Annotated in this window: 20 protein-coding genes and 1 pseudogene; 12 read left to right on the forward strand and 9 right to left on the reverse strand. The window is 46.7% G+C overall.

From position 1 onward, the window contains the following. Positions 1 to 1,874: SdrD B-like domain-containing protein (locus tag RIE73_RS31225; RefSeq protein ID WP_446404867.1), on the reverse strand; the 1,874-nt coding region annotated here is incomplete at its 3' end. A 493-nt stretch (positions 1,875 to 2,367) separates the two neighbouring features. Here RIE73_RS31225 and RIE73_RS31230 point away from each other — a divergent pair. Then, positions 2,368 to 2,712 (forward strand): annotated as a pseudogene (locus RIE73_RS31230) (phytanoyl-CoA dioxygenase family protein); the annotation flags it as partial. Between the two features lie 233 nt (positions 2,713 to 2,945). After that, positions 2,946 to 4,586: a DUF3352 domain-containing protein gene (locus tag RIE73_RS31235; protein WP_446404868.1), complete on the forward strand. Its 1,641-nt coding sequence runs from the start codon at positions 2,946 to 2,948 to the stop codon at positions 4,584 to 4,586. Between the two features lie 200 nt (positions 4,587 to 4,786). Here RIE73_RS31235 and RIE73_RS31240 read toward each other — a convergent pair whose 3' ends face one another. After that, the gene (locus RIE73_RS31240) at positions 4,787 to 5,749 is read right to left on the reverse strand and encodes a retroviral-like aspartic protease family protein (protein WP_446404869.1); all 963 of its coding nucleotides are present in this window, start codon (positions 5,747 to 5,749) and stop codon (positions 4,787 to 4,789) included. A gap of 420 nt (positions 5,750 to 6,169) precedes the next feature. Between RIE73_RS31240 and carA the strand changes: the two genes are divergently transcribed. From carA to RIE73_RS31265, 5 genes are all read left to right on the forward strand, one after another. After that, complete coding sequence (gene carA / locus RIE73_RS31245) at positions 6,170 to 7,318, forward strand: glutamine-hydrolyzing carbamoyl-phosphate synthase small subunit (protein WP_446404870.1); 1,149 nt, start codon at positions 6,170 to 6,172, stop codon at positions 7,316 to 7,318. A gap of 162 nt (positions 7,319 to 7,480) precedes the next feature. Next, positions 7,481 to 7,846 carry an STAS domain-containing protein gene (locus RIE73_RS31250; RefSeq protein WP_446404886.1) on the forward strand — a complete coding sequence of 122 codons (366 nt, stop codon included), beginning with the start codon at positions 7,481 to 7,483 and terminating at the stop codon, positions 7,844 to 7,846. Positions 7,847 to 7,998: 152 nt separating this feature from the next. Next, positions 7,999 to 8,469 carry a Mini-ribonuclease 3 gene (locus RIE73_RS31255; protein WP_446404871.1) on the forward strand — a complete coding sequence of 157 codons (471 nt, stop codon included), beginning with the start codon at positions 7,999 to 8,001 and terminating at the stop codon, positions 8,467 to 8,469. A 305-nt stretch (positions 8,470 to 8,774) separates the two neighbouring features. After that, a complete protein-coding gene (gene rlmB / locus RIE73_RS31260; RefSeq protein WP_446404872.1) occupies positions 8,775 to 9,761 on the forward strand; it encodes a 23S rRNA (guanosine(2251)-2'-O)-methyltransferase RlmB in 987 nt (328 codons plus the stop codon). A 73-nt stretch (positions 9,762 to 9,834) separates the two neighbouring features. Beyond that, positions 9,835 to 10,122 carry a DUF1816 domain-containing protein gene (locus RIE73_RS31265; RefSeq protein ID WP_446404873.1) on the forward strand — a complete coding sequence of 96 codons (288 nt, stop codon included), beginning with the start codon at positions 9,835 to 9,837 and terminating at the stop codon, positions 10,120 to 10,122. A 203-nt stretch (positions 10,123 to 10,325) separates the two neighbouring features. Here RIE73_RS31265 and RIE73_RS31270 read toward each other — a convergent pair whose 3' ends face one another. Continuing rightward, positions 10,326 to 11,177, reverse strand: a complete 852-nt coding sequence (locus RIE73_RS31270) for an alpha/beta fold hydrolase (RefSeq protein WP_446404874.1) — start codon at positions 11,175 to 11,177, stop codon at positions 10,326 to 10,328. 112 nt (positions 11,178 to 11,289) lie between these two features. Between RIE73_RS31270 and RIE73_RS31275 the strand changes: the two genes are divergently transcribed. Further along, entirely contained in the window at positions 11,290 to 11,484 is a 195-nt protein-coding gene (locus RIE73_RS31275) for a hypothetical protein (protein ID WP_446404875.1), read from the forward strand. Positions 11,485 to 11,587: 103 nt separating this feature from the next. Here the strand turns inward: RIE73_RS31275 and RIE73_RS31280 are convergent, their stop codons facing one another. From RIE73_RS31280 to RIE73_RS31300, 5 genes are all read right to left on the reverse strand, one after another. Then, positions 11,588 to 12,664, reverse strand: coding sequence for a calcium/sodium antiporter (locus tag RIE73_RS31280; protein ID WP_446404876.1), 1,077 nt, complete (start codon positions 12,662 to 12,664; stop codon positions 11,588 to 11,590). A 292-nt stretch (positions 12,665 to 12,956) separates the two neighbouring features. Next, positions 12,957 to 13,733: a nickel pincer cofactor biosynthesis protein LarB gene (gene larB, locus RIE73_RS31285; RefSeq protein WP_446404877.1), complete on the reverse strand. Its 777-nt coding sequence runs from the start codon at positions 13,731 to 13,733 to the stop codon at positions 12,957 to 12,959. A 116-nt stretch (positions 13,734 to 13,849) separates the two neighbouring features. Beyond that, positions 13,850 to 14,863, reverse strand: coding sequence for a GAF domain-containing protein (locus tag RIE73_RS31290; protein ID WP_446404878.1), 1,014 nt, complete (start codon positions 14,861 to 14,863; stop codon positions 13,850 to 13,852). Between the two features lie 400 nt (positions 14,864 to 15,263). Further along, on the reverse strand, positions 15,264 to 15,725 hold the full coding sequence (gene tsaE / locus RIE73_RS31295; RefSeq protein ID WP_446404879.1) for a tRNA (adenosine(37)-N6)-threonylcarbamoyltransferase complex ATPase subunit type 1 TsaE: 462 nt from the start codon (positions 15,723 to 15,725) through the stop codon (positions 15,264 to 15,266). A gap of 82 nt (positions 15,726 to 15,807) precedes the next feature. Further along, the gene (locus RIE73_RS31300) at positions 15,808 to 17,178 is read right to left on the reverse strand and encodes a gluconeogenesis factor YvcK family protein (RefSeq protein ID WP_446404880.1); all 1,371 of its coding nucleotides are present in this window, start codon (positions 17,176 to 17,178) and stop codon (positions 15,808 to 15,810) included. A 224-nt stretch (positions 17,179 to 17,402) separates the two neighbouring features. On the opposite strand from RIE73_RS31300, the gene ruvC reads away from it, so the two are divergent. Further along, the gene (ruvC, locus tag RIE73_RS31305) at positions 17,403 to 17,924 is read left to right on the forward strand and encodes a crossover junction endodeoxyribonuclease RuvC (protein WP_446404881.1); all 522 of its coding nucleotides are present in this window, start codon (positions 17,403 to 17,405) and stop codon (positions 17,922 to 17,924) included. Between the two features lie 105 nt (positions 17,925 to 18,029). Beyond that, positions 18,030 to 19,196 carry a DUF58 domain-containing protein gene (locus RIE73_RS31310; RefSeq protein ID WP_446404882.1) on the forward strand — a complete coding sequence of 389 codons (1,167 nt, stop codon included), beginning with the start codon at positions 18,030 to 18,032 and terminating at the stop codon, positions 19,194 to 19,196. Between the two features lie 67 nt (positions 19,197 to 19,263). On the opposite strand, the gene RIE73_RS31315 is transcribed toward RIE73_RS31310, so the two are convergent. Then, complete coding sequence (locus RIE73_RS31315; RefSeq protein ID WP_446404883.1) at positions 19,264 to 19,701, reverse strand: hypothetical protein; 438 nt, start codon at positions 19,699 to 19,701, stop codon at positions 19,264 to 19,266. A gap of 198 nt (positions 19,702 to 19,899) precedes the next feature. Here RIE73_RS31315 and RIE73_RS31320 point away from each other — a divergent pair, with 198 nt between their 5' ends. Both RIE73_RS31320 and RIE73_RS31325 read left to right on the forward strand, forming a co-directional pair. Continuing rightward, positions 19,900 to 20,265, forward strand: coding sequence for a ferredoxin thioredoxin reductase catalytic beta subunit (locus RIE73_RS31320; RefSeq protein WP_446404884.1), 366 nt, complete (start codon positions 19,900 to 19,902; stop codon positions 20,263 to 20,265). A gap of 70 nt (positions 20,266 to 20,335) precedes the next feature. Further along, entirely contained in the window at positions 20,336 to 20,749 is a 414-nt protein-coding gene (locus RIE73_RS31325) for a DUF309 domain-containing protein (protein WP_446404885.1), read from the forward strand. Positions 20,750 to 20,927 lie beyond the last annotated feature (178 nt).

Here is a 20,927-nt window from a genome sequence, read left to right on the forward strand (position 1 = left end):
CTGGGATTGGTTGTGGTTTGTTGCCAACCTGTTTGTTGAACTTCCCGGATGGTGTAATTTCCTGGACTTAAATCGGTGAAGCTGTAATTACCATTAGCATCTGTGGTGGTGCTGGTTTCTTCTGCATCTTTAACCCCGTCATTATCGCTATCGATAAAGATAGTCCAGCCAGCTAATCCCGCTTCACCGACATCTTTAACCCCATCGCCATCAGTGTCTTCAAACTTCTGTCCACTGATGCTACCGAACTCTTCAACATTACCGAAATCAACGCCTGTAACTGTCGTATTACTACCAATTGTGATTAGACTTGGATCAGTCGTTGTTTGAATAAGGTCTGTTGGGGTTATCTGACGAACAAAATAGTCACCCGATAAAACATCATCAAAGGAGTATGAACCATTCACAGAAGTTGTCGTTGTGACCAACGAGTCTTTGGTTGGGTCAAAGACGCCTTCATTCGCCTCAAATACGCCGTCACCATCATCTAAATATAATTGAACCGTGACGCCATCTAGATTCGGATCAGCACCCGCTTCATCATCTCCATCTCCATTCAGATCCTCAAACACGCGACCCGAAATTGTCCCCTCCGGATCGATTCCCGCTACATCAGCAACGGCAAATTCCTCAAACCCGCCGTCTGAACTAACAAGCTTAGAAAAGAGATACACATAAGTACTGCCTGTTGCTCCAGAAAAAGCCGTTTCAGGAACGTAAATCGAGGCATCAAACGAACTCGTTCCTGGTGTGAAACTGGCATCAAGCAGCACTGAACTGCCTAAATCAAAAACAGCTTGTCCATTATTTAAGGCACCAATTAGTGTCTGATTGCTTGGATCATAAGCACTCAATGTAGCCGAATTGCCCAGAAAGAGTCGGAACTCTTGTAGCGTAATCTCAGAAGCACTATTCTTTTCATTCAAATCCAGGCGAACTTCGCGGAAGGTTTCTCCAGCAATCGTCACTTGTTGCAGTTCAGACAGTTGGAGCGATCGCGCTGACTTTACATCGGGTTGATGAACCGCCGCATCGGTGTTTAAGCCTTCTTCATCCGGTTTTGCTTTCAGTTTGAGAAACGAGTCATTGGTTCCAGTATCCGCCAACGCTAAATCAGAGCGAACGATATAAGCACCATTGACAAATCCTGCTGACTGAACTCCGGTTAAATCCAGAACCGAGTCTGTGAAAATATGAGGTTCAGCCGCTTCCCCAGTTTTCAAATCCGTAGCGGTTAACTGGAACGTTTCATTCGCCGAATCATCGGGATTCACATACCATTCGGTGATAATCGTCCCATTTTTTAGACCATCGCGATCGCGAGGACTTCCATCTTTCACTACCCAAGGATAGTGTCCTTTTCCTGAGTCTGAAGGCGCAACAATCACATCATCGGCTGTACCAAACTCACCATCAGCACCTGCTTCTAGATGTTGCACCTGCAATTTGACCACCGCACCTGGATCAAACCCAGTCGCGGTAATCGTCGCTGTTTCACCCGGTTGGTAATCTTGCTTATCGGTTACGACTATGGGTGTACTGGTTGTCTCTGCTTCAGCCGTGTCAATCTGGAATCGCTGAAACACGTTTTTTATCAATGAGTCAGAAATAGCTGGCGGTTCTGGAAGGTTGGGAACAATCCCAGAGAGATAGTCTAAGGGTGAGTTTGATGGCGTAGGAGGAGCAAATTCACCCGTACCCAACTCACTATCAGGAACCGCATCTAGTTCTAGATAGTGTGGCTCAAAAAACCTATTGACCTGAGATAAAAGAGAAAAAACTCGATTTAATCTTGGAGACAATAACCGAGGTGGAACTGTCTCCGTCAGCAATTCATAGAGATAAGGGAAGTCTAAATACTTAGTAGCAGTCATAATATAATAAACAATTAGCCCTGATCAACAACAGTGAGAATAAGCTACACCTGATGGAAAGTGTCTCAATCAGTCTTGACAAAGACACCACACCCATTGCTGGGCAATGGTTTAAACGTTATCAATTTTTCAACATTTTTTTAGGCGGACTATAACTTTCATCGGTAAAGTCACTAGAAAAAAGTTCCACGCGCATGGCTTTGAAAACTCATTTCAACTCACTATATTTATCTTTTTGGCAGATATTAAACGTATAATAACTAAACCTGACACCAGTTTATGTGAAGAATCTGTGAAGTTACTTCTAATTAATGTAAAAGATTGATGAAGTTTGCTTAAAAACCAACATGTAACCATGTTGAATCTGTAGTACATACTTTTTATATACTTTTTATCACTTCTGGTAATGAGTCAAACCTATTCCCCTGATAAAAACTAGAAAATGTTGGTAAATGTTGGTAAATGTTGGTAAAAAACTCATCAAAACCCTTGCACCACTAAAACGATCAATGTCTACATTGCACTCACCGAGGTTAATGAACGGAATGGGTTTGAGTATATCCGTAATGTTCAACTCACTCCGGATGTCTCGGTTAAAATGAAAGACCCATTTAGTGGCAATCGCTTGTTTAATTTGCCAGAAGACTTAGAACAGCAAGCCGTTCCTGTGGTTTTGCGTCCTGGAGAATTTGTTTTATTTACCGACCAACTCATGCATCGTTCGATTCGCAATACCAGTGGTCAAGTTCGGCTAGCCCTCACCCTGCGGCTTACTCAACCCTCTGTTCATATCGTGTCAAGCTATAGTCCTATTTACAGTAAGCCTGTCTTGTTATAAATCCTGCTACCATGAAATATAAGTACCTGGACATAAATTCTGTAGGCTGTACTAAGAAATATTAAGAAGCCTCAAATCCGTACTGTTGCCTGTTCCCTGTTCCCTGTTGCCTAATCTCAACCATTAACTTTAATCAAAGTCCGACTACTTAGGAGATTGACTATCCTGTATTTAGGGTGATCAAGAAACGTGGATTTATTGAAAACATTTATTCAAGTTAGGAGGCATTTCAAATGTCATTTAAAAAGTTTCTGGTAATTGGCACAACTCTAGTCTTGGTAGGGGGTGGTGCAGCTTATCTCTACGCCAAAGGTTTCTGGGGAGTCGCCGACACCCCAAATGCAAGTGCTAAAGTTATCCCCGATGAAGCCGTGATGGCGGGCTTTATTTCCACTGACCCTCAATCCTGGATGAAGTTGCAGAAGTTTGGTACGCCCGAACTGCAAACGTTAGTGAATCAGAGTCTGGAAAATTTACAAGCAGAAACCTTTAAGGATTCCCAAATTAGTTATGATGAGGATGTAAAACCGTGGTTGGGCAATGTGATGGTCGCGGTTTTACCAACTACTTCGCCTGAAGCGGTAGACGACTCCAATCTGTTGACAGTTGTTACTATTAAAAATAAGTTCAGTCTGTTAAAGTTTGCCAACCAGTTGAAAACCGACGAAAAACTGGGAAAAACTGAGGAGATTGACTATAACGGGTTGACGATTGTGGAAACAATCGACGAGGGGGAAACCTTCTATTCAGCGGTGTTGAGACAGCATTTGGTCATATCCGAAGACTTGAAACCTGTACAATTGGCGATTGATAGCTATAAGGGCGAACCGTCTCTGGCTAGCCAAGGAGATATTACCCAGCTATTCTCCCAGGATATGGATCTGCTCAACCCAGTTGCCAAGTTTTACATCCCTGACTATACCGCTTTTGTGCAAGAAATGGTTGCTAATAGTCCAGAAGTTGCGCCCTTACCGCCTGCTACCTTAGAACAATTGCAAGCGTTTAAGTCAGTCAAAATGGGGGTAGGAATTGATGACGTAGGAATCCGGCTGAAAACCATCGCTAATGTTGAACCCTCGGAAATTCAAGTCGAATTTCAACCCAATCCCGGTCAAATTATCAGTCAATTCCCCGCTTCCACGATGATGCTGTTAACCGGAAATGGGATTAGCCAGGGATGGGAGGCGATCGCCCAATCCGCCCAAACCGATCCCCAATTACAGCAAGGACTCAACAGTCTCAGAAGTGCCGCCAATAGCATTAATTTAGACGTGGATCAGGATATCTTTGGCTGGATGGATGGGGAATTTGCCGTCGGCGTGATTCCCTCCACAGAAGGGATACTCGCCCCCATTGGCTTTGGCGGAGTGATCGTCTTTCAAACCAGCGATCGCGCCACCGCCCAAGCGACGTTAACTCAACTTGATACCCTCGCCCAACAAAATACCATTCAAGTGTCACCCCGAACCGTTCAAGGACAATCGGTTACCGAATGGACAATTCCGGGACAAGGAACCTGGTTAGGACATGGTTGGCTAAACCAGAATTCACTGTTTATCGCTATTGGCGAACCGATGGTTGAAACAATGCTGGCGAATCCTGAACCGTCTCTGGATCAAAGTGAATCGTTTATTACGGTAACTGAAGCTTTACCTGAATCTAACAGTGGTTACTTTTATTTAGATATGGATAAAACGATGACAGTGGTCAATGATTTTATCGAAAATACCACCCCAGACACACCAGAAGCTGACCCTGATACCCAAACCGCTTTAGCTATTTTAAATTCTGTGCAAGGACTCGGCGGAACTGTGACTCAAGACAACCCTTCTACTCATAGTTTTGAAATGATTGTTATTCTTGAACCTAAGTAGAATGTCAACAGGGAACAGGGAACAGGGAACAGGGAACAGACAACAGACAACAGACAACAGGGAACAGGGAACAGGGAACAGACAACAGACAACAGGTAGAGTTTTGAGTTAACTTCCCCAGCTTCCCCTGCTCCCAGACGTGCCATGGCACGTCTCTACATTGCTTCCCCATCTCCACCACAACACTTATTCAGCAGCCCCTAATTAGAGTTTTCCTCTTGACGGTGGTGAAATTCAACAACATTTTCTCGAATCACGACATCATAGTAACGATAGAAGTCTTGACCCAATAATCCCACGTCTAAATTTGCCCCGCCGATCGCGACATTTATATTCTGTTGCACCGCTTCTCCCACCGCGATCGATTTAACTTGACCAATGGCAAATTTAACTCCCTTAGCACTGGCTGTATCGGCAGTAATTTCACCCTCTGGAACGACACCCAGACGCTGTGCCATGGCTTGAGTAATTACCGTACCACTTGCCCCTGTATCAACGACCATGTTAAAGGTTTGTTCACCATTAAAGATTACTTCAATCACGGGAGTGTTACCAATGCGCTGTTTGATCGGCGCTTTAACGATTTTGGCAGTGTCTCTATTTCCCGGTAATGGGTTCTCGGATGTCGTCGGATTATCAGTATCTGTGTCTGAAGAATCGGGAGATTTCGTAACTGTTTTTGTGGCGACGCTTAGGGGTTCAGGATCAGGAGGACGAGGACGAGTGGCTTGTTGTTGGGCTATGTTAAGATTGCGTTTATATTCAGCGATCTTCGATTGCGCGATCGCATAGTTGGGACTCGACGATGACACCGCTTCTAAAAGTGCGATCGCCTCTTGCCAACGGCTGATCACTAACTGCCAATCATCCGCCGATTGAGCCGATTGACTAATCGTCGCGGCACTATAGGCAGCATCTAGCGCTTGTTTATACAGTTCTGTGGCAGTTGGCTGTGTCTCAGTTTCCGCCGATTCCGGAGGTGTCGAGGGTTGAGGGGAAACCCTAGGCGTTGTCGAGGTAACCATGGGTTGCGAGGACTCCTCAGACCCTCTGGAGGACTCCAAACGGCTACAAGCCCCTGTGGTTAAGGCTAAGGTGCCAGAAATAAACAGAATGACGCCGCGATCGCAAAATGACATAGGCTCAAACAAGCTCTTGAGCAATTTATTTTTATTATGAACGAACGCTTTCGTATTTTTTTCCTATCATTTAAGTGCTAAACAATCAAGATCAGTTTGGCTGATCTGAACGGAGACGACAACTGATCTTGCTCAGGCGGTGGGCAATCGATGATTATAAAAGTCACACTCTAATAACCTCCATCCATTCATATCTGTTTGGTGTAGGTGGCATTACGGTGAAGGCGGTTAGCATTTCAACCATCAAGGTGAAATCGACGCCCCAGTAATGCTTATTTCCCTTCAAATTTCCTCATAGCTTCCTTCCCCCAGACTGATCCAGTCGGGGGAATTTTCACAATCGCTGCCACAAATCCTCGCCAGTTTTTCCATTGCCATGGGACAATAGCGCCTCAGTTGAGTGTTCGAGTTATCCTACTCTTAGAAATTAACAACACACTGCTTATGCCTATTTCAGCAGCTACACCAGCGCTTCTGGTACTGGCGGATGGAACATCCTACCAGGGTTGGTCTTTCGGCGCTTCAGGTACGGCGATTGGAGAAGTTGTCTTTAATACCGCCATGACGGGGTATCAAGAAGTGGCAACCGATCCCAGCTACTGTGGTCAGATTGTCACGTTTACCTATCCCGAACTGGGAAACACCGGGGTTAACCCAGAGGATGAAGAATCCGCCCATCCTCAGATCCGGGGGGCGATCGCCCGAAATATTTGTTGGCGTCCCAGTAATTGGCGTTCGACCCAGTCTTTCCCCGATTACCTTAAACAACACCAGATCCCCGGAATTTACGGGATTGATACCAGGGCGCTGACTCGCAAACTGCGTTCAACTGGGGCGATGAATGGCGGTATTTCCACAGAAATTCTTGATCCCGCCCAATTACTACAACAAGTGCAAGCCGCGCCGAATATGGCGGGGTTAAATCTGGTGCAGGAAGTGACCACCAAAGCAGTTTACGAGTGGTCGGAAACCACGGATAATCATTGGGAGTTTCGTCCCTCGGCGGAATCGGCGGCGGGTGAATCCTTAACGGTAGTGGCGATCGATTTTGGCATCAAACGCAATATTCTGCGGCGTTTAGCCAGCTACGGTTGTCGCGTGATCGTGGTGCCGGCGGATACATCCTCCGAAGACATTCTTAAGTACAACCCCGATGGGATTTTCCTCTCCAATGGACCCGGTGATCCAGCCGCAGTTAGGGACGGGATCGAAACGACCAAAGCGTTGTTAGCCCAGGAAAAACCCCTATTTGGCATCTGCATGGGACACCAGATCTTAGGTCTTTCTATGGGTGCTGAAACCTTTAAGCTAAAATTTGGACATCGTGGGTTGAATCACCCGGCTGGGTTACAGCAACGGGTAGAAATTACCAGCCAAAACCATGGATTTGCCATCAATTCTGAGTCCTTAGGGGCGGATGTGGAAATTACGCACCTCAACCTGAATGACCGGACTGTGGCAGGATTGCGTCATAAGACGCTACCATTTTTCTCGGTGCAATACCATCCAGAAGCAAGTCCGGGTCCTCATGATGCCGACTACTTGTTTGATCAGTTTGTCGAATCCATGCGATCGCACAAAGCCTCTACTTGAAGCAGGTAGAAGGCAAGGGGTAGAAGGTGGGTTATTTTCACGCCCACCCCGCTCTATGTGGATGATCCGTAAACTTCTCGCTATACTATCGAATAGCTTGATCGCTGGTAAATCACCAACCCATGTTGAATCGTTTAGTGTAAGTACAGCTAGGAGGGTGTTATTCCTGAGCAACTCAACCTGACAGTCAGCTTAAGAGGGACTCGTGAGGTCAAAAGCAATTATCAACTTTTCCGTCTGACTGGATTGTTAGATGCCTTCTCAGAACCAACGTTTGGGAAGGTGATTGGTAAATGTGTCGATGAGGGACCGAAAAATATTATTTTGGATCTCTCAAAGATCGATTTCGTGGATAGTTCGGGCTTAGGCGCTTTAGTGCGTATAGCGAAAAAGGCTCAAACCGCTGAGGGAAAATTACAAATTGTCACCAATCCCCGTGTAACTCAAACGGTAAAACTCGTGCGTCTAGAAAAATTTCTCTCACTTCAACCGTCGGTTGACGTAGCCTTGGATAATGTCAAAAAATAATTGAACAAAACTGTGGCACTCATCCCCTGACAGTCTGGCAGGGGATTTCCCGTTATTTGGTCTATGCCCTCTCCGTTACCAGCCCCTCTGTTCTCTGCCTTTGATAAAATAGTGGCGGGCATTCATATTGCCCTTCATTTCGTCTGAGTTATATGGAGCAGCAGGAAGAAACGGCAAACAGCACAGATAATAGTTCAGCCTGTTCTGGGACAGAAGCCCGATTTCGGCATTTGAATGCTGCTGCCGATCCCCAATGCCAAATCCAACAGATTTCCCCGGCGGCGTTGGCGTATCTGGGAGATGCTGTGTATGAACTCTATATCCGCAGTCACTATTTACTCCCCCCTAAACGTTTATGTGATTATCATGATCAAGTCGTGGCTCAAGTCCGCGCCGAAAGTCAAGCCAATACACTGCGATCGCTTGAACCTTACCTTACTGAACCTGAATTAGCACTATTGCGACGTGGACGGAATGCGGCGACTGGAACGTCACGACGCCTGAATCGCAAAGTCTATCAACAAGCCACCAGCTTAGAAACATTACTGGGATATCTGTATCTGACTGATCCCCAACGTTTGACTCAGTTATTGGCGTATTTGGAACTTGATTCTCCTGAATGAACAGTTAACAGTTAACAGGGAACAGGGAACAGGGAACAGGGAACAGGGAACAGGGAACAGGGAACAGGGAACAGGGAACAGGGAACAGGGAACAGGGAACAGGGAACAGTAAGGAATTGAGGCTTGTTAACATTTCGTAGTATACAGAATTTATGTCTAGTGCAAGAAGGCAGAAATAACTGAACAGCTAATATCTCCCCCAGCTTCCCAGACGCGCCATGGCACGTCTCTACATTGCTTCCCCATCTCCCCCATCTCCCCCTGCTCCCTACCCCCACCGCAAACTTTAAATTTTCCTAAATATTATGGCTAATCAAGATCGCCGCTCTCACACCTCTAGCAAACCGAAGCGAGGGAAGTTTCCACGTGACCAACGCCGTCCCTCCTCGAAAGGTAAATTCCCTAGAGATCAACGCTCCCCAGATAAACCTGTTCTAAAACGTCGCTGTGATCCCCAACCGTCGTCGCCAGAACCAAGGGAATCTGAGTCCACTTTGTCAGAAGATGTTGACTTACTCTATGGACGTCACCCTGTCCTAGCCGCCTTGGAAAATCAACGTCAGCTTAATCGGGTGTGGATTCTACCGCAGTTACGCTACGATCACCGCTTTCACTCATTGCTGTTGCAAGCTAAAGCCAATGGTACAGTGATTGATGAAGTCGATTCGCGACGCCTCAACCAAGTTACTCAAGGGGCTAATCATCAAGGTGTAGCGGCTCAAGCAGCACCTTACTCTTACCAAGAATTAGGGGATTTAATTGAAGCGGCTAAATCCACCAGTCAATACCCCGTGATTATTGTTTGTGATGGGATTACTGATCCCCACAATTTAGGTGCTATTATTCGTACTGCGGAAGCCTTGGGCGCTCAAGGGTTAGTCATTCCCCAACGACGAGCAGTAGGCGTTACTTCCACCGTGATGAAAGTAGCAGCCGGTGCATTAGAAACCTTACCCATTGCCAGAGTGGTCAATCTGAGTCGTGCCTTGGAGGAACTGAAAACTGCTGGGTTTTGGATTTATGGGACTTGTGCTGACGCTGGTAAACTACTACACACCGTTGACTTAAGCGGTTCGATAGTATTAGTGATTGGTTCAGAAGGTAGTGGGCTGAGTTTGAGAACTCAACGCTGCTGTGATGTCTTGGTTTCGATTCCTCTGTATGGCAAGACTCCTAGCCTCAACGCTTCTGTCGCCGCCGCCATGACCTTGTATGAAACCTATCGTCAGCGTTGGGTCAATCCCCTGTATCTTGACGATCTCAGCAAAAATTCTTGGAAAAAGGAAACATAAAGTAGTATAACAAAATGTAAACAACTGGAAATTAACAAGATCACATAGCATCCCATCGACGTAGGTAATGAACATGAAAGAAGTTTTGATCAACAGTCTCCAATTTTTAGGCTTGGCATTTTGGGTAGAAATTATCACAGACGATCCCCGATGCACCTATTATTTCGGTCCGTTCTCCAGCAAACAGGAAGCTGAATCCGCTCAAGGTGGATATATTGAAGATCTAGAAAATGAAGGCGCTCAAGGGATTTCTGTAACTATCATGCGCTGCAAGCCGACTAACCTGACAATTTTTGATGAAGAATCAGAAGAATTCAAGGTTAGTGCGAAAATACCAGTGTTCAGTGGCAACCTTTCCTAGAACGTCGTGTCAGGTGTCGGGAAGCTGGGGGAGCAGAGGGAGCAGAGGGAGCAGGGGGAGATGAGGTGTAGAGACGTAGCCTGCTACGTCTGGAACAGTCAGGGCGGGTTTTGTAGAAACGTTACCATCAATAGCTACAAGAAAATCCCTAAACCCGCCCCTACACATTCGCTATATACCCGATCCCTTTTTTAAGGTTCTTGTCAACCCTTGAGATCAACAACTTGAGGATGGCGTTGAATCCAATCATCAATATCACGGAGTACCTGATTGGGAATTTCCCACGGAAACAGGTGAGCTGTATGAGGATAACAACGCCACTCAGATTCTCGTAGATGTTGAGCCGTTTCTTGACTCGATTGAGCGGTAATGTGGCGATCCGCTTCTCCCGCTAATACCAGACAGGGACATTGAATTTGTTCTAGGTCAGCCAGTCTATTGTATCTTGCTTTCAATGCTTGGTTAAGGGCATCAGTCGCCGCCTTAGAGGTTTGCAGATAAGCGACTAAGGCTTCCTGTGCCAAATACTGGTAAGTTGTGGCACTATGGTTTTGGATGAGATAGCGATAGAGCGATCGCTTGCCAAAGGTTTCAATGTTCCATCGCCATCCTGGAGAGAGGCGATTCAATAGGGAGGCGATCCCAGTATAGAGATTATCCTGCCACGCGATCGCCGGATGGTTTCCTCTAGGTCGTGCGGCTGTAGCGATTAAAATTAAACCACTCACTCTCTCAGGTAGCCTTAGCGCTAATTCCATGGCGAGAATTCCACCGAGAGACCAGCCGAGAACCAAACAACGATTGATCTCAAAGCGGTTCAGTACCTGTTCTAAATCTATCAAGTGGTTGCCCATCTCAAACGCTTCTACGGTACGACTGCGACCATATCCGCGCAAGTCAGGAGACAGCGTTTGAAATCGTTGAGATAGGTGGTCGGTAAAAACCGACAGACAACGCCCTGATCCCGGATGACCATGCAGACACAGAATCGGAAAGCCTTGACCTTGGCAGTAAACATTAAGTTGAACAGGTTGCGAGATTCTACCTATCGACAACTTGTTAAACTCCTCTACAAAAGTTCTGGAAAAATCCGTAAAAATGCTGTTTCCAATAAGCCTTATGGCGGATGACAATTGACATAACAGTTAAGTCAGTCTGATTTACATTATGGCTTCACAATTGCATCAATTCCAATCCTCCAAATTGACCCACACTCAGAAAGCTTTCCTCAAATTACAATACCAGACTGTAAACTCAGCTACAGATGATAAGTTCGAGGCATGGTTAATGACCTTAGAAGAACAGTGGACACCAGAAATCTCGGCTTGTCTTCAGGGTAAATTCCCAGATTGGCGCAGCTAGTGCAGTGCGGCGGAACAGGAGAACCGGGAAGCAGGGGAGATAAGCAAAACCATGTCCTCGAACCCAGTGAAGGCTCAACACTTAACACTTCTCCCATTAAGGATCAAGTTTTGCGGAAGGAACGAATCGCCAGAATAACCAGTGTTAGGAGAGTTAACGGCATCACAAATAGGAGCATGATCGCGCTAAATTCTTCTAAGGCATCATGTTCAGTGGCGTTGAGAAACAAATACATCGTATAAGCAACATAGTATGCCAGAAACAGAATTCCTTCCCAGCGAGCAATACGATAGCCCGTAAAGAAAATTGGCAGGCAAGCGACAGCGACAGCAATCATGACCGGAATGTCAAAATTGGTAGCAGGCATGGATACAGCGATGCCATCAGGTGCAACAACACTACACACTCCCAACACCAATAGGAGATTAAAAATATTACTGCCAACGGCATTCCCAACGGCAATATCCCGTTCACCTCGAATACCCGCTACAATTGATGTGGCAATTTCGGGTAGCGAAGTTCCGGCGGCAACAATGGTTAAGCCGATAATTAATTCACTGATGCCAAGGGCTTGGGCGATATCGACAGAACCTTGAATCAGGTTGTTTGATCCGAGTACCAACATGCCTACACCGCCAATAATTAGTCCGAGATTTAGTAAAATCTGATAGATGCCTTGACGAGAGCGATGATTGGGGCTTTCTGAGGAGTCTTCTTGGGCTTGGCTTTCCCGACGTCCTTGGTAGAGGGTAAATAGAGTGTAAGCGATCGCGCCCATAACCAGGAAAATCCCATCTCCTCGACTCAGTTTACCGTCCCACCCCATTAACCACACCAGTAACGATAATCCAGTCATTAAAGGCGCATCCAGTCGCACCAACTGTCGCGAGACAATCAGGGGAGCAACGGCGGCGGAACTACCCAGAATCAGCAAGATATTGGCAATGTTGCTACCCACAACGTTCCCAATGGCGATATCGGCTTGTCCGGCATAGCTAGATTGTACAGATACGGCTAATTCCGGAGCGCTAGTGCCATAGGCAACAACCGTTAATCCCACGACTAGGGGGGACAGTCCAGCCGCTACAGCCAATTTGGATGCTCCCCGTACCAGAATTTCGGCTCCGACAACCAACAAAACAAAGCCGCTAATCAATAATAATATAGTGATGGCATCCATCAGGGTTTATCCGGTATGGGAACAGATCACAGGTTATGGGTTGATGACATTAATGTCAAAGTTAGGCTCAGGTAGCGATGCCTCTACCAATCAGGATAACCTATCATCAAACTCTATTTGGGAAAACCTATTCAAGACTTCAATTAGGATAAGCTAAACTTTTGTGATCAAGGAATTGGTTGGAAATTTTCCTTAATTAAGATTTCGGTTTATTGGTGCAAGGTTTTTAATCAAAGCCTTAATTGTAACAGTAAACGCATTTTTTTGTTCCCTGTTCTCTATTCCTCATTCCCTATTCCCTGGATAACTTCTGTGCTGTCCGCAGAATTTGACCCGCCAAAATTGCCGCCCCAAAACCATTATCAATATTCACCACACCCACTCCTGGCGCACAAGAATTGAGCATAGTTAAAAGAGGAGCAAGTCCGCCAAAACTGGCACCGTAGCCGATACTTGTGGGAACGGCAATGACTGGAGAATCCGCTAAACCCGCCACAACACTAGGTAACGCACCTTCCATCCCGGCTACAACAATTAGCACATTCGCCTCAGCAATCACCTGCTGATGACTCAGCAAGCGGTGAAGTCCCGCTACACCCACATCCCAGAGACGCTGTACCTGAAACCCACACAGTTGAGCTGTAACCGCTGCTTCTTCAGCCACCCATAAGTCTGAGGTTCCCGCGCATATAATCCCTATGGTTCCTGGACAACTCGATGGAATCGTTTCTGGCGCGATCGCACAAATCCGGGCAGTCGGATAATAGTGGATATCCGGGACTGTAACTTGCAGTTCGGCAAACACCTCCGGTTCAATGCGAGTTGCCATCACCACTGAACCGCGTTGCCGCATTACTGCCATAATTTGTGCAATTTGATCCGGTGTTTTACCTAAACCCCAAATGACTTCTGGAAAGCCTGTTCTTAAGCTACGGTGATGGTCAATTTTAGCAAAGTCACTAACCGACTCAAAGGTAAAATGTTTTAGTTTATCTAACGCCACTGCCGGACTGATTTCGCCAGCCGCAACGGATTCTAGCAACGTTTTTATCGCTTGAGGTTGATTCATGGTTTATTTAAGTTTTAGAATTCTTTTATACTGTAATACTAAGACAACTCTGATGCAGAATAATTTTAGGATGTATTCTCATGGAGAATTTATACCCATGGCGTTTTTTATTATAATCAAATTACTCTGAGCGCCCCGATAATCACAAACCGACCATAAAGTTTAGTCCGATTTCCATAAACTTCCACATTGATCAAACTCCTGTCTTTCCGCTGTCCTTTGAAACGACAGTAAAGGTTTTTACTTTGACCCTGAATGCAGCTATGGATTTGTTGTTCAATAAACTTGCGATTGTCTAGACATACAAGTTCTAGAACCGATTCTAACGAAATCAGTTCTCCAAACGTATAACCAAAAATTTCCGCTAATCGAGGATTGACATAGAGAAAATTTCCTTCTCCAAACAGGATATACATACCAATGCGGGAAAATTCTTTCTCGCTGAAGGATGAAGGTATAGTTTGGCGAGATTGAGCCGTTTTTTCCGGTTGAGTCTGCTTTAATTCTAAGTCCAGTTCTTGCTGCTGACGTTCATGATAGAGGCGAGCATTGTCAAGCACCAATGCCATAGATTCTGCTGTGATTTGCATCAGATGAGCCGATTCCGGGCTAAAATGTCCGGGTCGTGAGTGGGTTAATGTGAGAATGCCGAGGACTTCTTTTCCCATAAGAATCGGCACACCTAGGGCGGAGCGAACGGTGTAAGGTTGATTGGGTAAGGTCAACCAACGCTCGTCCTCGATTGTATCCGTAATCAGTCCAAGTTTGCGGTGACGATAGACCCAACCTGCTAATCCTTTATCTAACACTTGACCAATCAGCCGTTGTTTTTGTCCCCGTAGCGTCGCACCACGAGCCAGAATACTTTCAGTGACAACGCCATTGGCATCCAGTAAGAACAAACTACTGGATTCAGCCCGAGTTAGCTTGGTTCCAATTGTAACAATTTGTTGCAACATCGCCCTAACCATCAATGTTCCCCTCGCCGCTTGCAAGGTTGTGGCAAAGGTTCTCATGAGCTGATGTTGGGCATCAAACGCCATTTTAGTCATTTTCAGTTTAATCACTTGTCGGCGTAGGGATGCCACTTCCGCCATGAGTTGTTCGTAGGACTTGTTGCGATCGCTCATTTGTACCTCTATCCATTCAATGCACCTGCACTCCAATCACCTAAGACTTTCCCCTGTGCTACGGAGAAAGACATAAGACTTACTCCCTTGGTCTGGGGTAGAATTGATGGTGTTTTTTCATCTCTACCAGAATTGGCTTGGCTCAATCTCCCCCATAATGAGTTTAGGCGAGTTGTTGCTTACTCTGGTTAAGTTTGTCATTTTTCGGTTCAGCTTTCCATCTGAAACAGGGAACAGTCAGGATTAAGCAGGTAGGCACAATAAAAGTTAACGGTTTTGAGCGTCATACTCGCTTCCCGAAAAGATGCAAGCTACGTCCTTTGTAAGGGTTTGAGGGCTGTTTACACAACTTAATATAGTTGAGTTTATTTCCACCAACCTACTTACCTGCGACTTCAACTTAGAAAAGTTCTATCGCCGCCTCAGATTTTCCCCTTGAAACAGAAGTCAGTTGGGCTTGACGTCCACCCTCGCTTAAATAGGTTAAATTCAGATGCAGATAAGATTCTGGTAAATAGGGTAATCGATCCGCCCACTCGATCGCGACAATTCCCAAGGGCATTTCTACGCCTTCCCAATAGCTTTCTGGGTCTAACGCGGCTACGGCTTCCGGTTCTAGGCGGTACAAATCTAGATGATAGAGAGGAATGCGTCCTTCGGGATATTCATTAATTAAAGTAAACGTAGGACTGACGATCGCCTCGGTGATGCCCAAGCCTGCCCCAATTCCCTGCACCAGTGTGGTTTTACCTGCCCCTAAATCTCCTTCTAGCAAAATCACACTCCCTGCGGGCAAAGATTCCCCCAGACGAACACCAAGCGATCGCGTGGCTTGTGCATCGGTTAGACGGAGTTTACTCATTCCTACCTTTTACTCCTACTGCCCTCTACCTTCTGCCTTGTCCCTACCAAAACGGGGATAGATAACCCAGATGTAGATGAATTTACACCAGATGAGCGCGACTGTACCAACGTAGTAACACCCGTGCTAACTTTTCCGGATTATGGCGCACTAGATTTGTGTTCTCATCTTCATCCATCACATTCGCTAAGACAATGCGGCGTCCTAACTTCTCGGTTGCTTCGCGATCTAGAAAAACGGGGTGGGAATTGACTTGGGCATATTTAATCAAGGCTTCGGCAGAAGGCACTTTTCGATGCACTAAAACCGCATCAAACAACGAGTGACCACAGGCATGGTCTAAGGCGCGAATGTGATCAGCCACCGTATATCCATCGGTTTCACCGGGTTGAGTCATGATATTACACACATAGATCCGGGGAGCAGTACTTGCCGCGATCGCATCAGTAATTTCTGGGACTAACAGATTCGGCACGATGCTGGTATATAGACTACCTGGACCGACAATAATGTAATCAGCGTCGTGAATCGCTTTGAGGACGGCGGGCAGAGCCGGAGGATTTTCTGGCGTGCAACCCATCTTGATAATTTTACCATTAGCAGCCGTAATATTCGATTCGCCTTCAATCCGACGCCCATCTTCTAATTCTGCCCAGAGACAGACATCACTCAATGTCGCGGGGAGGACTCGTCCTCGCACGGCTAAGACTTGAGAACTGGCGGCAATTGCCCGTTCTAAGTCTCCGGTAATCTCGCTCATTGCCGTCAGAAATAAATTGCCAAAACTGTGACCCACTAGACCATTCCCCGCTGAGAAGCGGTATTGAAACAGTTCAGTGAGTAATTTTTCTTGGTCAGCTAGGGCGGCTAAACAGTTGCGAATATCTCCCGGCGGCAAAACCCCAAATTCTTGCCGCAGTCGCCCCGAAGAACCGCCATCATCGGCTACAGTGACAATGGCAGTGATATGGGCGCTGTAAATTTTCAGTCCTCGGAGTAAGGTAGACAACCCCGTACCGCCTCCCACAACCACAATTTTTGGACCGCGATACAGACGACGATGGGCGATCAGCATGTCTACCAGTTCTTCATCGCCTCCGGGTTTTAATGCCTCAGTAATCGAACCCACCGTCCGGGTTTGTCCCCAGAAGATGAAAATTAAACCGCAAATAATCGCGATCGGTCCGGATACGTAGTTGGGGATAACCGTCGCAATCGTTTCCAGAACGGTGGACGTAAATTGGATTAAGTAAAAAATGGGGGTCAGCTTTGCCCAAATCGCCACCCCCAGACTTGTCAGTAGTACACCGATGGCGCTCAACAGCAACCAGCGTTTGACGAACAGTCCAGGGGCTAACCACTTAAACCACCGATTAACTTGTCGAGGCGTCCTACCTCTTGACTCGTTGTGCAGGGTACGTAGAGCGCGTTTGAGGAGACTAATTGAGGACATCGCTGATACCAGAAACAGAGAACAAAACTGGATAGACTTTAGCTAAGAGCAGTGCAATTGCTCAAGTCCTTGACATGAGTGGAGAGTTGTCGGCTGTCAACTGTGCCATATTCTTTATTAGCTCTTTGGGATAGGTCGGTCAGGATACATTTGGGGAATTATACTGGGATGGCGATTAATTGAGCAAAATAACTAGACTGGTGTTCTAGGATACGGCAAGGTCGATGGGAAAGCGAATTTTAGGACTAGACCCAGGGCTAGCGATTTTAGGCTTTGGGGCAATTATCTGCCAAGCCGAAGTCAAACAGATGACCAAGGTTCGGGGAAAATCAACATCTGAATCGGTGCAGTTATTGGATTTTGGGGTAATTCAAACACCAGCAAAGACCCAGATGGGGCAGCGACTCTGTACAATTTATGAAGATTTGCATACGATTCTGGAGCAATGCGAACCGGATCTCGTTGCCGTAGAGAAGCTGTTTTTTTACCGGATGGGTAATACAATTACTGTGGCTCAGGCGCGGGGGGTGGTCACGTTGGTGTCAGCCCAGCATCAGGTGCCAATGGTAGAGTTTACACCAGGACAGGTGAAGCAAGCGTTGACAGGTTATGGGAATGCGGATAAGCACGAGGTACAGCAAGCGGTGGCGCGAGAGTTAAATTTAGAGAGTATACCTAAGCCTGATGATGCAGCAGATGCTTTGGCGGTGGCGCTAACGGCATGGTTTTATCAATCAGAATGTTAATCCCTCGCTTGAGCGTGATAGGAGTTAAGTCTGCATAATCCACCTTCTGCACTGGAACCCTCTTTCTTCTGCCTTGGGCAATACCAACATGTAATTTGATATCAGATGGGAATCATTACTCGAATCACGGATTGGTTAGAAACCCATTGGGTGACTCCTGCTTATGCTGGATGGATATTAGCGGGTATTGCGATTTGTTTCTTTGGCGCGGCGACCAATACCATGTCGGGGTGGCTTTATGTCATCAGTGGTATCACATTTGCGCTACTGGGATTAGCGGTTATCTTACCGCCGCGATCGCTACGTCATCTGAAAGTTCACCGCCATCCTATCTTTCCGGTTAGTGTGGGTGACGAACTCACCATTGAAATCGATATTGAAAATCCCACCCCTAAATCCAAAACGCTATTACAAGTTCAGGACATTCTCCAATCAGAACTGGGAAAACCCGTGCAAACTGCGATCGAAACCATTACGCCGAGGGGAGTCTATCACTGGGTTTATTTTCATTCCACCCAAAAGCGGGGCGTCTACCACTGGCATGAAATCCAACTGAGAACCGGAAACCCCTTAGGATTATTTTGGTGTCGTCGTAGCCGCCATGGGCCAGCCACAGCGATTGTTTATCCTACAGTATTACCTTTGACCAGTTGTCCAATTGTTGATGAAATTGGCACAGATGATAGTCTACAACTGTTAAGCGATCGCCGTTCTCAATCCGCCACCGAAGACCTGACGCGATCGCTGAGACCTTACCGCGTTGGTGATCCAACTCGTCTGATTCACTGGCGTACCAGCGCCCGTTATGGAGAATTAATGGTACGGGAGTTAGAAGTCTTTACCGGGTCTCAAGAAATTGTCATTTGCCTCGATAGCGCGGTAAGTTGGCGATCCGAGGATTTTGAATCAGCCGTGATTGCCGCCGCTTCCCTCTATTTCTATGCCTGTTCTCGTCAGCTTGATGCTAGACTCTGGACAGCGAGAACCGGATTATTACACGGGAATCAAGTTGTATTAGAAGCCCTAGCTGCAACCCAACCTAAAGAAGATGCAGACGCGGGTGATCCTCCCCATCTTCCCTTGATTTGGCTCACCCAACAATCCGCCAGTCTCAATTCCCTCCCTCCGGGTAGTCGTTGGTTATTTTGGTCGCCATCCACAGTAGCCCAACCCGAACGACACACCTCAGGACTGACCAATTGCGCGGGTAAAATTATTGATAAAGAGGAACCCTTACAACGTCAACTACAACAGTCCCTTACCCGGATTTAACCGGAATGGCACGCTCAGATGAGGCTGGTGGGCAGTGTCCACCCTCTGAAGGGGTGACAAGCTCGCGTCAAAGGTAGGCAGGGTGTGGGGTATGGGGTGTGGGGTGTGGGGCTTCTCGGTAAGGAACACAAAAGCCCATAACAGGAGATAGGGTAAGGAGCGAGCGCTCTTTCTGGCGAGCCAGCGCCGTCAACTGGAAGGACTTCAGGGTCAAAATGAATAAACAATAGAGTTTTTGGTGACTCTCTGAGTAAAGTTCAATTTTTCCCGACACCCGACACCCGACACCTGACACCCGACACCCGACACCCGACACCTGACACCCGACACCCCACACCCGACACCCCACACCCGACACCCCACACCCCACACCCGACACCCCACACCCCACACCCGACACCCCACACCCCACACCCCATACCCCACACCCCACACCCCATACCCCATACCCCACACCCCATACCCCATACCCCATACCCCACACCCCACACCCCACACCCCACACCCAGTATCCTATCGTGGGTAATGTGGCTTAAGTTGACACCCTACTGTATATCAAGGGTTTTACTGGTTCCCTGTTGCCTGTTGCCTAATCTCAACCGTTCACTTTCATGAAAATCCGACTCCTTAGAAGGCGTGCGTTAAAATGCAAAGAAAAGTGAACAACCACACTAAGGAATAAGGTATCTAGCGAATTTTACTTATGAGTACATCAGAAAGCACAAATCTTTCCAAGGAGAAAACACTAGCGGCGATGAAGAATTTTGCCGAAACCTATGCTAAACGAACGGGCACTTACTTTTGTGCTGACCCGTCGGTAACGGCTGTCGTCATCGAAGGACTAGCGAAACACAAAGATGATTTAGGTTCACCCCTATGTCCGTGCCGCCATTATGAAGACAAAGAAGCGGAGGTGAAAGCCACCTACTGGAATTGTCCTTGCATCCCCATGCGTGAGCGCAAAGAATGCCACTGTATGTTGTTTTTGACACCAGACAACGAATTTTCTGGGGAAAATCAGGAAATTGCCTTAGAGGAGCTTCAATCCGTTCGAGATAGCATGGCTTAATTGTCTTTATTGTCATTGGTCATTTTTCACCTTAAATGACCAATGACTCATACATTGGAATTCATCACTCATGACTGAGCAATTTTGGCAAGGTGTCGAGCAATTTAATCAACAGGAATTTTATGCCTGTCACGACACCTTAGAGGCATTGTGGATGGAGGCTGTTGAACCCAACAAGCAGTTTTATCAAGGCATTTTACAAATTTCGGTCGCTTGCTACCATCTCAATAATCTTAACTGGCGTGGGGCTGTCATCTTGCTGGGAGAGGGGATTAGACGCTTAGATGACTACCAACCTATTTATGAGGACATTCAGGTAACCGAGTTAATTAGCCACAGTTATCAACTTTTGCAAACCCTGCAACAAAACGGAGCAGAAGGCATTTCTGATTTAGTCAAGTCATTAACGGCAAATCAACTCAGTGAGGAGGGGGCGTCAGAAATTGTTCGTTTACCTAAAATTATTCGAGTTAATTTAAGTTAATTGTAGGGGCAGGTTTAGGGACTGTAGGGGCGGGTTTAGGGACTGTAGGGGCGGGTTTAGGAACTAACGTCAGCTATTACTGAAATAACGGAACAACAAAACCCGCCCTCCTCACCAATAACGGAACAACAAAACCCGCCCTCCTCACCAATAACGGAACAACAAAACCCGCCCTCCT

It is taken from the genome of Coleofasciculus sp. C1-SOL-03, from assembly GCF_040220555.1.
Classification (GTDB): Bacteria; Cyanobacteriota; Cyanobacteriia; order Cyanobacteriales; family Coleofasciculaceae; genus Coleofasciculus.